The following is a 14,323-nucleotide window of genomic DNA, read 5'->3' on the forward strand; positions in this document are numbered from 1 at the left end:
GTCAGGAGATTGTCGAAAAAAATGCCCCCCCGTTGTGGTTTGCCCCGACAAGGTTCGGATGGCTCCACATGGATGCGAAGATAGCGTGCAGGTCTGGGGTTTCGCCGATAAAATAAGCGGCGAAATCAGGCTTTAGCTTGTCGCCAGCAAGCAACCAAGATGCCAAGAGATACTGTTCATTGAAATACCATTCCAGCCATGCGGGAGGGTAGTCGTCCGGCAAGAATATATCATGTATTCCAAATACAGTTCCGCTTTTTAAGCGAGGGAGTATTTCATTGAAAAAGACAGTCACGTCGCTATTTTGAAACGACCGGTGACTTCCATCAAAAAATACCATGTCTTTCGAAGTCAGAGTTTCAAAAAATGATATCGGGACTTCTTCCAGTGGCGCCCGAATGACTTCGTCGCAGATATCATCGATTTCGGCTCGCGGTTCCGGATCAATTGATATGAGTTGCGTATCGAGGCGATGGTCGCGGATCGCGCGCCTGGCAAACTTCGTAGAAAAACCTGAACCGATCTCGATCAGGCGTTCCGGCTTGTGAAGCGCTATCATTCCGTAAAGCGCCATCGCGTCCAGGGCGGGGAAAGCTGGATTGACCCAATTCGGCTCGCTTGCATCTGCGATGGGATCGCTGGGAATGGTCAGCATCGGCTCCAGTAAAGGCAGTATCATACGCATCTGCGAAGCAAAATGATCCGAGCAAGCCGTCAGCCGGGCCAGCATAAGTGCCTCAGGTGGCTGACCATGGCCATGTCGCACCTTTGGGGTAACAGGAAAGTCCAGCTCGATCAGCTGACGGCGATTCTTTAGATATAGCCAATGCGCGTTGCGGTTGATCTCTTCCGCCGAGAGCTCAGGCCTTGATGTCAGTGCACCTAGCGCTGGGCGCACTTCGTCATCAATCCCCGCAGCTGCCAGCTGTTCTGGACTCAACTGCGTACGCAACGCGCTGAGCTGGGCGGCCAGTTTGTCGGCTTCACGCCTCGCGGCCATCCGCCCCGCCTCCGCCTGTAGGGCAAAATCATGCAGGCGACGAAGTGGCGGGAAGAGGCGAGCGGTCCCGCGGGCAAGCTGGCGCAATACCATCACGATTACTCGTATCCCATTTATCGAGGGTTGAAGCGTGGCTGCTATATACAGGAGAAGCTCGAGTTTCGTCTCTTTGAAGGGCGAGAGTTTCACAAGGATGGATCGAAACGCAAGGACGTTGCCATTCTGCTCAGATGCGGGTTGATCTGGGCCTGGCGTGGATGTTGAGCCTAGGATGTCGCCAACAAGCCCAAACAGCTCAGATCATTCGCAGCCAGATATGACAACTTGCCAGTCAAACGCATAAGTCTGCAAAGTTCGCCGCTATCGCCGTTTAATCCCGCTCATAAATATCGCGACACCCCCGGAGACGCGGCGCCTCCCATCGTCAGGTGGCGTCATATCGAATTTGTGAGTCTGCTCCTGACAGGCCAACGTCGTAGCCCAGAAACTGGCGTACTGCGCGTTCCATCTGCGGCAGCGTGAAATCGGCAAGAAACGCGCGCCTCGCTGCGAGCGCTGTCGTCTCGTATAGCTCGCTATCTTCGACCAGATGGGCAAGGCCGTTATAGACCGCCGCCGGATAGGGATCGCGGCACAGATAGGCTGCGGCGCGCTCCTGCAGATAGGTGTACGGCGCTGAGTAGGATGGGCCGTGGAACAGAATCGGCCGCCCCGCCGCCAGATAGGTGGGCACCTTGGACGGGAAGCTGAGGCGCGAGACCTCTGCCATCCTTTCCGCGAACGGATAAGGGCAATAGGCAATGTCGCAATGCCGGGCGATCGTCCGGATCACTTCGGGTTGATCCATCCAGCCCATGAATTTGAGATGCCCATCGGGAATGTCGGTTGGCGGCCGCTCATGGCCGAAGGTCATCAGGACGACCTTGCGTTGCCCCACTCGCCATTTCGCAAGATTAAGGGCTATTACGAGCTTTTCCCATTCCTCGCTGGCATAGAACTGGCCGACCATGCCGATGACGACGCTGTCGTTGCTGACAAGCTTCGGCGGCGGCGCTTGCGCGAGCTCGGGATCGATCGAGGCGATGACCGCCGTCGAGGGAACGCCATATCGCTCCTCATAATGCTGCGCCATCGGCACCGATGCTGCCGCGCAACTGGCAGCCTGACGCAATGTGCGATCGAATAGGGCAAGGTCGAGCCGGCGATTGATAGGATCGACCCCGTGAGCGTCGAGCCACCAGCGCAAAGGGTCCCAGACGTGAACGCGCAGCGGCACCCCGAGCCCGCGTGCCACTGGCGCAGCGATGCGGACCATCGTCTGCCCCTGCAGGATCGCCCATAGATCGGTCGCACCGACCGCCCGGCCATAAGCTATCGCCTGACGGATGAGGCCGCGGGGCAGCGCCATGCGCTTGACCGCCTCGATCGCCGCCGCACCGGCTCTCCCCACCCTGATGCCGTAGACGGTGCGATGCTGCAATTCGGTGGGCTTGCGGACCACCTTCATCTCGATGCCGGCAAGATCGTCATAGAGCTTGGGCTCAAGATACGGATTCATGACGCAGAAGATCGCAAGCTCGTCCTTCGGAACGAACCGACACATCTGCGCCGTCACGATCCCGGCAGTCAAATTGCTGCATGGGGGGATGTCGGTCAGGAGAAGGATGCGCCTCCTTGGCGCCTCGCGCGTCATCCCTGGGCTACCTTTCGATAAAGAGCCGCCATCCTGCGCGCAAAATCGACGTCGCTGTAACGAGCCTCCGCCCAGAGCCTGCCCGCCGCGCCGCGCTGCTGGCGCTCTTCGGGAGACCGGACGAGGCGTTCGATCGCCGCTGACAGGGAGGCGGCATCGCGCATCGGGGTAGCGATCGCAATATCCGGCGCTCCGGCAACTTCGGGCAGCGCAGTGCCCTCGAAAACGATGATCGGCTTGGCAAAGGCGAGCGCCTCGATCGCCATCATGCCGAAGGCCTCGGCCGTCGAAGGCATCAGGAAAATATCCGTGGCAGCGAAGGTATCCATGATGGTCGCGCCGTCATTGACCCAGCCGAGATCGATGATCTGATGGCGCCCGATGAATTCGTTGAGGTGCCCTTTTCCATGGGTCGTCAGAATGGTCAGAGGGACGCCCGTGTCGGGTAGCTGGCGCAGGGCTTCGACGACATATTCGAACCCCTTGAACGGGCTGTCGGCAAAAGCACGCACGCCGAGTACCACCCTGCCTGGCAGCACTCCCAGACGGGATCGCGCCGGCTGCGGATCGACCGGACGGAAGCGTGTCAGATCGATGCCGAAGGGAATGACCTCGATATTTTGACCCGCGGCGATCGGGGACCGCGCAGCCATGTCGCGCATGTGGCGGGAGGCGACCACGATCTGCGCGCGGCTTTTGGCGACGATGCGCTTCTTCCAGGCGAACTGCTCGGCCGTGCGGTCCTTGCGCATCGGGAAGGTCAGGTCGAGCGAGGGACACGACCCGCACCCCTCCAGCCACCGCTGACATTCCAGGGAATAGATGCAATGCCCCGTCATGGGCCAGGGATCGTGCCAGGTCCACACGCTCGGCTTGCCGCGGGTCAGCCAAGGCAGGGCGTCCAAGCTGAAATAGCCGTCATGAATGATGTGGAAATGGACCAGATCGGCCATGCGATAGGCTTCCGACAACGCCAGCGCGTAAGCCTGCCATTGCAGCCGCGAATGGATCGAGAGTTTCGCTTCGATCCGATTGATGACCCTGTTGGCCAGGCGCGCGCCAGGCAGGTCGAAGAAGAGCTGGGAATCGGGGCTGTCGCTGAGCTTGCTCCACACGAGATGCGTGGACTCGATGCCATCCGCGGCGAGCAGATGGCGAATGTCGAAATTATTGAAACGACTACCGATGATGTCGCTTGCGTTGATCTGAAGAACTTTCAGCGTCGTTCACTCCCATCGCGGAACGGCACGCCGAGCGCTTGACGATAGAAATCCTGAATGGCCGGTTTCATGACCGACTGATCGAGGCGGGACCGGATGATCTCAAGATTGCGCGGCGCCGCGTCGTCGACCAGGGTGTCGTCCGTTAGCGCGCGTTCGAACCGCGCGCAGATCTCCTCGAAATCATCGGGAGAGACGGCGAAGCCGGTCTCTCCCTGCACGAACCATTCCTCGCAACACGACGTGTTGGTCTGAATCGGAAAGGCTCCCATCAGCATCGCCTCGAGTATCGAGGTCGAGATTCCATCGGAAATGCTGACTGCCAAATAGGCGCGCGCCCGTCCGAAGCATTCCAAAATCTCGTCATGGGTGGCGAGATCGATGACGCGGATGTTGAGGACACCAGCGGCCTTCAATTCGAGCGCGCGGGCTCGGGGACGAGCGCCGACTGAAAACATGACGATCTCATAGTCTTTCAAGCGGTCAGCGAAACGCTCAAGCACGGCAAGGGAGACCATGGCACGGCCGGCAAAATGATCGTAACCCTTGACCATGATGAGCTTGCGCCGTGATGGCGGAGCTTCGCCGCGCAAGCGTTGGGCAGTATCGACGTCGATGCCGCCTGAATTGGCCAGAACCGGCAATTCGGGGCCTCGATAACCAAAGCTCCGTCCGAGCGCGAGATCGCGGCGACATTCGCAAGAATAGAGGTCGATCGCCTCGCATACTCGCCGAATTTGACGCGCATGCGCTTCGTCGCGGCCGAAGTAATAGATATCACTGCCCCAATTCGTCGCCAGCCAGCGCGGGAAGCCACGCGACAGATTTTCCGCAAGCATGAGATCGCGCGCTGCCAGTACGAGGTAGGCGTTGTGCTGGAATTCCAGCGAGTGGATGAGGTCCGGCTGCACATCGGCGATCACTTCGGCCAGCATCTGCGGGCCATGAAGCGCCGTGATTGTTTCCGCGCTTTCGTCGGGGCGGCCGAGCCGCACCCGCGCCTGCGGATCGTCGCCATCGAACGGAACGGGACGAATGCGAACAGGATCTCCAGCACGCGGCGGAGGCTGCGGCGCGGGCGGCGTCGCCGCACGGTGAGCGAGTTTCTCCCGCAGCAGGCGGATCGCGTCCGACGGATCCTTGAGTGCATGTCGCAGAAAGCGCGCCGCCCGCCTGCCGGGCGAGACCCGTGGCGCAGCGACAACGGGCGACGCCGGCGTCGGCACGTGGAATGTCAGACCGCGGATGTAAGCGTGTGGAGGCGCGGGGTCGACCGGATACAAATGCAGGTCGAAGCCCGCGTCGAGAAGAGCCTCGATCCAACGCGCCGTATGCACGGAATGATGCATCGCCACGAACAGGATGCGAGGGCGTCTTCCATCCAACACAGGCCCCATCTTACCCAACCTCTGCGAGCGCAGCCGAAAAAGCTGCGCGGGCGCGATCGACGCCAAATTCTGTCGCCGCGGCCCGTGCGTTGGCGACGAGATTGGCCCGCAATGTCGCATCCTCGCTCAACCGGGTCAGGGCCTGGGCGAGCGCATCAATGTCCGGCTGGTCGACCACCAGCCCTGCCTCACGGGCCGTGAAAAACGACGAGACAAATGACCCGCGCGGTGCGTGAACGATAACAGGTCGTCCCGAAGCAAGATATTCCGCGACCTTGGCGGGTGCTGACGAGCGTACGACTTCAGGGATCGGAGATTCGAAAGCAAGAGGTAAGAACAAAATGTCGGCCTCGCGCTGGCGCAGCAGTGCCTGCTCCTGCGGCAGGTGGTCGAAACGGTGGACGAAGGGGCCGATAAGACCGTTGTCGCGAACCTGCGTCTCGCTCTGCGCCGTGTAGACATGAAGATGGAAGCGTCCCCCGGTTCGCTCCAGCGCAGCGACCAAATTCCGGAAGGCGCTAGCCTGTGCGCTATACACCGAACCAGTATACAGCACTATCCAGGGAGCTTGGGCGGTTGGCGGAGGGTTTGCATGCCGCGCCTCGCCAGCGACCATATCACCGGGCTCGATCTGTGCCAAATCGGCGGGATTACGAACGATGGCGATGGAAGCGCCGGGAACGCGAGCGCGTACGTCCTCGGCCAGCACCTCATTGGGGACAATCACCTTTGCGGCGCGTGCTGCCCACCGCTTCTCCCAGAACCGCGCTAGTGAGCGATAGACACCCTTCTCCCACTGGTAGACAGGATCATCGAACAAATAGGCGACGAAGGGTAGCTTTAGGCGTTTTGCGGCGATAGCCGCGGCCGGAAGATCGAAGGGGTTGCCGCTGCATCCCACAACCACCTGTACCGGATGTTCCTTGACGGCACTTGCGATTTCGGTTGCGCGCGTCAGGACGTCTCGCACTAGCCCGGCATAATTGTTGAAGCGCTGGATATGTTCGTTCCCGAGCGTTCGGACCATCTGGAATCTCGGTGCAGACAACGGAACGTAGTGGCCAAATTTTCTTTCGCCAGAATCAAGTGCTTGTAATTGGTCGGATAGAAAAACATGACAACGTTCGTCGCGTTCTTGTGCTAAAAGTAAGCTCAAAACTCGCGCTTGACCGCTAGCGGAGGGTGGTGCAGCAGTTGTGACGATGGCCAGGCGATTCATGTACTGCCTAATACGTGCTGGGAAGGCAAAGTAACCAACTCCGGTTAACCGAGCGCATAGCACCAGCCTACCTGCGCCGTCAATGATTCCTGCCCAGCCGAGGAAGGGTGTCTAAGAATGCTCTTGCAAATAATGCCCCACACAGCAGGAGTATTCTAATCCGCGTTGGTCACGGTTTCGTTTCAATTTAGGCTTTTACGATCGTATTGCTAGTAAACCCTGCTCTGGCACAGGCGTTTCGAGTGTCGACTATCAGTTTAGCGCTTTCCACCAGAGCTCGGTAGTCGACCGCATCATGATCTGTTGCAATCAGTATGGCATCATAACTCGCTATGATGTTGGCTGTCAGTGGAATCGAGGCGCGTCCAGCAAGATTGCCATGCTTGCGGGTTGGAGGTAGTTCCGGAACATGCGGGTCATGGTAGTCGGCTTGCGCGCCTCGCTTTTCCAAGAGCTCAATGAGCTTCAACGAAGGGCTTTCGCGGGTGTCTTCGATATTCTTTTTGTAGGCGATACCCAGCACAAGAATACGCGCCCCGCTTAGTCCACGGCCCTGCTGCCGGTCCAGCGCCTCCGCGACGCGGTCGACCACCCAATGCGGCATCGCCGTGTTGATCTCGCCGGCGAGCTCGATGAAACGGGTGGTGACGTCGAACTCGCGCGCCTTCCAGGTCAGGTAGAACGGGTCGATCGGGATGCAGTGGCCGCCGAGGCCTGGGCCCGGATAGAATGGCATGAAGCCGAAGGGCTTGGTCTTGGCGGCATCGATCACCTCCCAGACGTCGATGCCCATGGCGGCGTAGACGGTCTTCAATTCGTTGACGAGGGCGATGTTGACGGCGCGGAAGATGTTCTCGGTCAGCTTTACCGCTTCCGCAGTCGCGGTAGAGGAGACTGGCACGGCCTTGACGACGAGCGCGCCGTAGAGGGCGAGGGCCATGGCGAGCGCATCCGCCCCGTCGCCGCCGACGACCTTTGGGATCGTCGAGGTGCCGAAGTCCGGATTGCCCGGATCCTCGCGCTCCGGCGAGAAGGCGAGGAAGAATTCCTCGCCACTTGTCAGCCTGCTCGCCCTTTCCAGGATAGGCCGCATCACCCCGTCGGTGGTGCCGGGGTAGGTCGTCGATTCGAGCACGACGAGCTGGCCTTTGCGCAACCGGGTGCTGATCTCCTCCGTGGTCTTGACCACATAGGAGAGGTCTGGCTCGCGATGTTTTGTCAGTGGCGTCGGCACGGCGATCAGCAGTGCGTCGGGCTCGGCCATGCGGTCGAAGTCGGTGGTCGCGACGAAGCTGCCGGCCCTGGCGCCCTCGGCGATCAGGTCTAGCGGGATGTGCTTGATCGCGCTGCGGCCGGCATTGAGATCGTCGACGCGCTTTTGGTCGATGTCGAAGCCGATGACCTTGATGCCCTTGTGCAGCGCCGCGAGTGCGAGCGGGATGCCGACATAGCCGAGGCCGACGATACCGACCACGATGGAGCGGTCGTTGGCGCGTTCGATGAATCGCTGTGCGGCTGGCGAGGTCACAGTGCATCCCGGAATTGCGGCAAGATCGGCCGCTGGCCTGCCTTGGGCGTGCTTCTTCCAGAGTTGCTAAACCAGGTCAACATCAGCCGGGGCATTCGCGACATGGCCCTGCTCTGCATCCAGCTGTTTTGCCAGAACGTACCGCAGCCAGTCTTAGTCTTTGAAAATACTCTTAAAATACCGGTTGATCTCGCTGTGGTCGACAACCACGCCGTGGTTCCGTTCGGTCAGAATGGCGGGGTGCCAATACCAGTCGTCGAAGCCGACATTGAGCCGGTCGTAGCCGGCCTCGGCGAGCAGAAGCCGCATCTGTTCGCGCCTCGGCTCGACGAAGTTGTGCTCGATGGTGAGGAGCGCGATGCGATGATCCGCAAGGTCGATGGTCCGCAGGATATCGAGCTCTGACCCCTCCGTGTCGAGCGAGACGTAGTCGAAGCCGGTTTCGCCGAAATCGCCCATCGTCGCGATCTCGGCGAAGCTGATGGTCTCGACCTGGATCAGCCCATGCGTCGCGGCTGCCTGGGCGCGATCCTCGGCATAGCGGTCATGGCCGGCGAATTCCGCCAGCGTGCCGATCTCCTGGGAGGGGATGAAGGACAGGACCTGGCCGGACTCGCGATAGACCGCCCGCTCAAGGCACACGGCGCTGCGGTTCTCTTTCAATCGGGCGAAAAGGGCAGGGTTCGGTTCGACGCAGACGCCCTGCCAGCCATGCTCGCTTTCGAGGAAATAGCTGTTGCTGTGCAGCACACCGTCGAAGGCGCCGATCTCGGCGAAACGGCCGTCACGTCGGCCATTGCACATGGCGAAGACCCAGCGTTCCTGCTCGATCTGCGAGTTGGTCGCCATCTCATAGGCGACCGCGGGGTCGAAGCGGCGCTCGTCCAATTCGGATTTCGTCATTGCCGCCCTTGCGCCTGCTGCCCGGAACAAGGCTAGTCGGGCCTCGTCAGAAGCGCCAGTTGGCACTCAGGCCGCGAGCCGCGGCGGCGAGGGCGGCATCTCGCGCAGGAAGCGGTAGCGGCCATGCTGTTTGATCGCGGCGAGGTCATGCGAGACGAGGCCCTCCGGCCTGATGATCTCGACGCCGACATGATCGCCATCGAAGTCGAGCACCGCAAAGCCGCAGCGCACGTCGCCGTCGAGCCCGTGACTGCCGGAGAAGGCGAGCGAGGGTACCCAGAGATGGCGCAGACCGTCGATGCTGCGATCGCGATGCGCGTGCAAATGGCCGCTGACGATCAGCCGGATATCTGCCTTGCAGAGACGCTGTATCAGCTCGCCGCGCGGAGCCGGGCAGAGCGAAGCGGGGCTGGGCAGCGCCTCGTCCGGGCTCTCGACGAAGAGCGGCTTGTGCAGGACGAGCGCGACGCGGTCGCCCTTGCTTCCCGTGAGCATCGCATCGAGCCAATCGTTCTGCTCGGCTTCGCGGGCAAGCCTGGAGCCGAAAAGCTGTGCGTTGACGCCGAGCAGGGTCCAGCCATCGAGCTGGAAACGCCAGCGATCGGCGCCGATGGCGTTGTCCCAGCGGGCGAGGCGAGCCTCGTCGACGATCTGGTTCGGATCCTGACCCGGCGGCTCGTCCCCGATGTCGTGATTGCCGGGCAGTGGCAGCACGGTGCCGGGCAGCGCGGCCAGCGCCCTGGCAGCGAATTCCATTTCGGCGTCGCTATCGGGCCCGTCGATGCAAAGGTCGCCGTTGACGATGGTGCAGGCAGCCTCGATCCGGCTCGCGGCATCGCAGGCGAGCTGCCAGTTCGGCCAGAAGAAGCCGTGCGTCGGGGAGAGATGCGGATCGGAGAGGACGATGACGCGGGTCATGCGAAGCTCAGGTTGAAGGGGCGGAAATCCATGTAGTAGAGCGGGTAGTGGTTCCACCTGATATCGCGGCGTTTCGCGAAGTATTCCCGGACCTGATAGAGCGTCAGCGCTGGCGCCTCCGCCTCGTATTCGTCCATCAGCGCCAGCCAAAGCCGCTTGCGCTCGGCCGGATCGGTCGCGAGCTTGAGCTCGTCGCTGATCGCGTTGAATTTCACCGGCTGCCAGAAGCCGCTCTTCTGGGTCGAATAGTCCTTCGACAAATTGACCATCAGCCCGCCGCCGAGCGGATCGGGAAAGCGGAACGAGACCGAGATCGGCCGGACATCGGCGCCCGGGCGAATGACCTGGGCGACGTTCTCCACGGTTTCGAGACGGCTCCTGACGCCGACCGCCTCCCACATCTGCTGGACCACCTGCACGGCGAGGTCCATCTGCAGGTAGTAGCCCGGCGCGATCCGGATCACGACCTCCTCGCCCTTGTAGCCGCCTTCGTTCAGGAGCTTGCGAGAGAGATCCGGGTCGTAGACGTGGCCGCGTCGGCCGGCGTCGTAATAGTCGCCGAAGGCCGGCGTCTGCAGTGCCGCCATGCGCTGGAAGTTCGGCCCCCAGAGCGATCTGCCGAGTGTCTCCATGTCGACGGCATGGTTGAGCCCGCGCCGGACGCGCGCATCCTTCACCACCGGGTTGCGGGTGTCGTAATAGAGGATATGGGCGAGATCGAGCACGACCTCGATGCCCTCGAGCGTCGGGCTGCCTCGGAAGGTTTCGGCTTGTTCGGGAAGCAGGTTGGTGACGAGGTCGAAATCGCCCGCATGCAGGCCGGCGAGGCGGGTCGAGGCTTCGGGCACGGCGATGAGGATGATCTGGCGCGCGGCGGGGCGGCCCATCCAGTAATCGTCATGGCTTTCGAGCACGAGGCGCTGGTTGCGCTGGAACGAGGCGATGCGATAGGGGCCGCTGCCGACCGGCTTCTGGCGCATGCCGGCGAGGCCCTGCTCCTTGTAGAACTTCGCCGAATGGATCCAGCCGCCATAGGCGGCCAGACGCTGCGGCATCGCCACGTCGGGAGTCGCGGTCCTGAACACGACCGTATCGCGCCCTTCTGCCTCCACCGCAGTGAGGTGGCCAAAATTGACGCGGCCCTCATGGTGCTGGACCTCCTTGCCGTACATGCGCTCGGGCGAAAAGGTCGAAAGGACGTCCTCGGCCGAGAGCACGCTGCCGTCATGCATGCGCACGCCGTCACGTAGCTTCGCCTCCCAGGTCAGCGGGTCGCGCTGCCGTAGCGAGGTCGCAAGATGCGGCAGCAGGTGCTGGCCGCCTTCCGCGGCCTCGCGGTTGAAATCACGACGCCAGAGCGTGTCGAAGACATTGTAGGTGGACCGCAGCCCGACATTCGAGATCGCCTCGAACGGCTCCAGCGTCGGCGGCAACGCCTGAACGGCGACGCGCAGCACCGGGCGCGTATCGGCCTGCGCCCGCGCCAATCCGGGCAGGAAGGCGGGCGCGGCGAGGCCGGCTGCGAGAAGGTTGCGGCGGGTGACCATGGTGGCTCCTTTGGGAGCCGCGACGCTGGTTGCCCGCGGTTACAGCGATGTGACGATGCTCGCAGATGACCGCTATCGAGCCCTTGCACAAAGCGGGCGAGTTGGCGTTCCGTGCTCGGGTCGATCCGCCTTTGCGATGGATGACCCGATGAAGCCTGGCACCTCAGATGGTAAGCATACGTGGTGGAGCGATCCGGGCGCGCACAGGCTGCGGCTGAGCGAACTCCCCGATCGCCCGGTAGCGATCGCGGACAATCTGGAGGAATTCGTCATCCACCATGCGGTGGCGCGCCAGATCGGCTTTGGGGTTCCTGCCGCTGCCGAAGGAGATCGCAGCCTGCGCCGTGCGTCCCTTCTCCTGGGGGAAGTCGTCCGGCGCGACGCGCGTCCGCTTTCCGTGCATCGCGCCATCGAAGATTACGTGTACGTCACCTGCCGCGACTTTGCCCTGCTGGCGGTGAGCGCATTCCGCGAGAGGGGCATTCCAGCGCGGCTGCGAGCGGGCTTCGCGAGCTACTTCAACCCCGGCTACTGGGAAGATCACTATGTTTGCGAGCACCGCTTCGATGGCGAGTGGGCGGTCCTCGACGCACAGCTCGGGCCGCGAGCCCGGGCTGGCCTTCGAATCGGGTTCGATATCGCCGACGTTCCGCCCACTGGCTGGCGATCGGCGGCGTCGGCATGGCGCGCGGTTCGCTCTGGCGAACTGGACCCGGGCATTGTCGGTTTGTCGTCCGCCGGCATAGCAGGCGAGTGGTGGATCGCGGCCTCCGTCCTTCGCGACGCCGCGGCGCTCGCGGGAAGCGAATGCCTGCCCTGGGACGATTGGGGGCCGAGCCACTCTTTCCGCAGCACGCGCCGTGTCTTGCCGGAACAAGCGCGCGATATCGATGCGTTGGCCGAGGCACTCGATCCCGCGCCGCGCAACCGGCAAGAGGCCCATGCCGTGCTCGCTCGCTTCCCCTGGGCGGCGCCTCCGAACGGTGCTTTCGACACCCTATGAGGTTGGCGCGGGAACGAGCCGTCGGCCGTCCAGAGCGCCTTCTCCAAATCGGTCGGATCCGGGTCTAGTGAATCTCCGGCTCCGCCACCTTCGCGGTGCCGGCGAGGTAGTCGAAATCGCAGCCCTTGTCGGCCTGTTGGATATGGGCGGCCGACATCTTGCCCCAGCCGCGCGGGTAGTCGCGGTTGGGCGGTGACCAGATCGCGAGCCTTGCCGCGATCTGGTCACCGCTGAGCGCAACCGAAATCGTGCGCGCCTCGACATCGATTGTGATGATGTCGCCGGTTTGCACGGCGGCGAGCGGGCCCTTGATATAGGCCTCGGGCGCGATGTGGAGCACGCAGGCACCGTAGCTGGTGCCGGACATGCGCGCGTCGGAGAGCCTGAGCATGTCGCGCACGCCCTGCTTCAGCAGCTTCTTCGGGATCGGCAGCATGCCCCATTCCGGCATGCCGGGACCGCCCACGGGGCCGCAATTCTTCAGCACCATGACGTGGTCGGCGGTGACGTCGAGGTTCTCGTCGTTCACCGCTTTCATCATCGCATCATAGTCCTCGAAGACGAGGGCAGGGCCTGAATGCTTGAGCAATCGCTCCTCGGCGGCGGACGGCTTGATGACGCAGCCGCCTGGGGCAAGGTTGCCCTTGAGCACGGCAAGGCCATTGGCGGTCGAGACCGGACGGTCGAGCGGGCGGATGACGTTGTCGTCGTAGACTTTGGCGAGCGCGATGGTCTCGGAAAGTGGCTTGCCTGTCACGGTCATGGCGCCGGTGTGAAGCTTGCTCTCGAGCTGCTTCAGCAGGGCCGGCAGGCCGCCGGCATAGAAGAAATCCTCCATCAGGAACTCGCCGGAGGGCCGCAGGTTGGCGATCACCGGGACCTTGCGCGAGAAGGCGTCGAAGTCGTCGGGCGTCAGCGGCACCCCGGCGCGGCCGGCCATGGCGACGAGGTGGATGATGGCATTGGTCGAGCCGGCGACCGCCATGTGGACGGTGAGCGCGTTCTCGAAGCTCTCGCGGGTCAGGATACGGTCCGGCGTCAGGTCCTCCCAGACCATCTCGACGATGCGCTTGCCAGCGGCCGCCGCCATGCGCGGATGCGCGGCGTCGGCGGCGGGGATGGCGGAGGCGCCGGGCAGGGTCAGACCGAGCACCTCGGCATGGCTCATCATCGTCGCGGCAGTGCCCATCACCATGCAGGTGCCATGCGAGCGGGCGATGCCGCTCTCCATGTCGCGCCAGTCGGCGTCGGAGATGTTGCCGGCCTCCTTCTCGGCCCAGTACTTCCAGACATCGGCGCCGGAACCGAGCGTCTTGCCGGCCCAGTTGCCGCGCAGCATCGGCCCGGCCGGCACGAAGATGAAGGGCAGGCCGGCGCTGCAGGCACCCATGATCAGAGCCGGCGTGGACTTGTCGCAGCCGCCGAGCAGGACCGCGCCGTCGAGGGGATGGGACCTGATCGATTCCTCCGCCTCCATCGCCAGGAAGTTGCGATAGAGCATCGTCGTCGGCTTCTGGTACTGCTCGGAGGCCGACATCACGGGGATCTCGACCGGGAAGCCGCCCGCGGCCCAGACCGCGCGCTTCACCGCCTCGGCGCGGTCGCGCAGATGGGTGTGGCAGGGGTTGATCTCGGACCAGGTATTGAGGATGCCGATCACCGGCTTGCCCATGAACTCGTCATGGTTGAGGCCCATCTGCAGCGCCCGCGAGCGATGCCCGAAGGAGCGCAGGTCGCTGGCGCCGAACCAGCGCTTTGAGCGCAGCGAGTCGGGCGTCTTGCGGGGATGGGGCATGGGTCGTTTCCTCGAATTCTTGGTGTTCTAACTTGGTAAGCAGGCCGGGGAACGTCATGGTCGGGCTTGACCCGACCATCTCGGAAACCAGCTAGCTGGTCATGAGATT

General features: G+C 62.7%; 11 protein-coding genes. 1 reads left to right on the forward strand and 10 read right to left on the reverse strand.

Annotation, left to right across the window (positions count from 1 at the left end; all coding sequences use genetic code 11):
* Position 1: 1 nt before the first annotated feature.
* The 9 genes from BLM15_RS25320 to BLM15_RS25360 all read right to left on the reverse strand — a co-directional run bounded on the left by BLM15_RS25320 (position 2) and on the right by BLM15_RS25360 (position 11,416).
* Positions 2-1,093 carry a class I SAM-dependent methyltransferase gene (locus BLM15_RS25320; protein ID WP_126115342.1) on the reverse strand — a complete coding sequence of 364 codons (1,092 nt, stop codon included), beginning with the start codon at positions 1,091-1,093 and terminating at the stop codon, positions 2-4.
* Between the two features lie 331 nt (positions 1,094-1,424).
* Positions 1,425-2,693, reverse strand: a complete 1,269-nt coding sequence (locus BLM15_RS25325) for a glycosyltransferase family protein (protein ID WP_126115343.1) — start codon at positions 2,691-2,693, stop codon at positions 1,425-1,427.
* A complete protein-coding gene (locus BLM15_RS25330) occupies positions 2,690-3,808 on the reverse strand; it encodes a glycosyltransferase (protein ID WP_236846425.1) in 1,119 nt (372 codons plus the stop codon). Before BLM15_RS25330 ends, BLM15_RS25325 begins: the two co-directional genes overlap by 4 nt.
* Positions 3,809-3,909: 101 nt before the next feature.
* Positions 3,910-5,367, reverse strand: a complete 1,458-nt coding sequence (locus BLM15_RS25335; RefSeq protein ID WP_164547638.1) for a glycosyltransferase — start codon at positions 5,365-5,367, stop codon at positions 3,910-3,912.
* A complete protein-coding gene (locus BLM15_RS25340; protein ID WP_126115346.1) occupies positions 5,312-6,520 on the reverse strand; it encodes a glycosyltransferase in 1,209 nt (402 codons plus the stop codon). The genes BLM15_RS25335 and BLM15_RS25340 overlap by 56 nt, the downstream gene beginning before the upstream one ends.
* 187 nt (positions 6,521-6,707) lie before the next feature.
* Complete coding sequence (locus BLM15_RS25345; protein WP_126115347.1) at positions 6,708-8,048, reverse strand: nucleotide sugar dehydrogenase; 1,341 nt, start codon at positions 8,046-8,048, stop codon at positions 6,708-6,710.
* A 153-nt stretch (positions 8,049-8,201) separates the two neighbouring features.
* Complete coding sequence (locus BLM15_RS25350) at positions 8,202-8,951, reverse strand: FkbM family methyltransferase (protein ID WP_126115348.1); 750 nt, start codon at positions 8,949-8,951, stop codon at positions 8,202-8,204.
* Positions 8,952-9,017: 66 nt separating this feature from the next.
* Complete coding sequence (locus tag BLM15_RS25355) at positions 9,018-9,869, reverse strand: metallophosphoesterase family protein (RefSeq protein WP_126115349.1); 852 nt, start codon at positions 9,867-9,869, stop codon at positions 9,018-9,020.
* Complete coding sequence (locus BLM15_RS25360) at positions 9,866-11,416, reverse strand: ABC transporter substrate-binding protein (protein ID WP_126115350.1); 1,551 nt, start codon at positions 11,414-11,416, stop codon at positions 9,866-9,868. The genes BLM15_RS25355 and BLM15_RS25360 overlap by 4 nt, the downstream gene beginning before the upstream one ends.
* A 148-nt stretch (positions 11,417-11,564) precedes the next feature.
* Between BLM15_RS25360 and BLM15_RS25365 the strand changes: the two genes are divergently transcribed.
* Positions 11,565-12,419 (forward strand): transglutaminase-like domain-containing protein, encoded by an 855-nt coding sequence (locus BLM15_RS25365; protein WP_164547639.1) that lies wholly within the window; start codon positions 11,565-11,567, stop codon positions 12,417-12,419.
* Positions 12,420-12,483: 64 nt separating this feature from the next.
* Here the strand turns inward: BLM15_RS25365 and araD are convergent, their stop codons facing one another.
* Positions 12,484-14,214: an L-arabinonate dehydratase gene (gene araD / locus BLM15_RS25370; RefSeq protein ID WP_126115352.1), complete on the reverse strand. Its 1,731-nt coding sequence runs from the start codon at positions 14,212-14,214 to the stop codon at positions 12,484-12,486.
* Between the last annotated feature and the right edge of the window lie 109 nt (positions 14,215-14,323).

This window comes from Bosea sp. Tri-49 (assembly GCF_003952665.1).
Classification (GTDB): Bacteria; Pseudomonadota; Alphaproteobacteria; order Rhizobiales; family Beijerinckiaceae; genus Allobosea.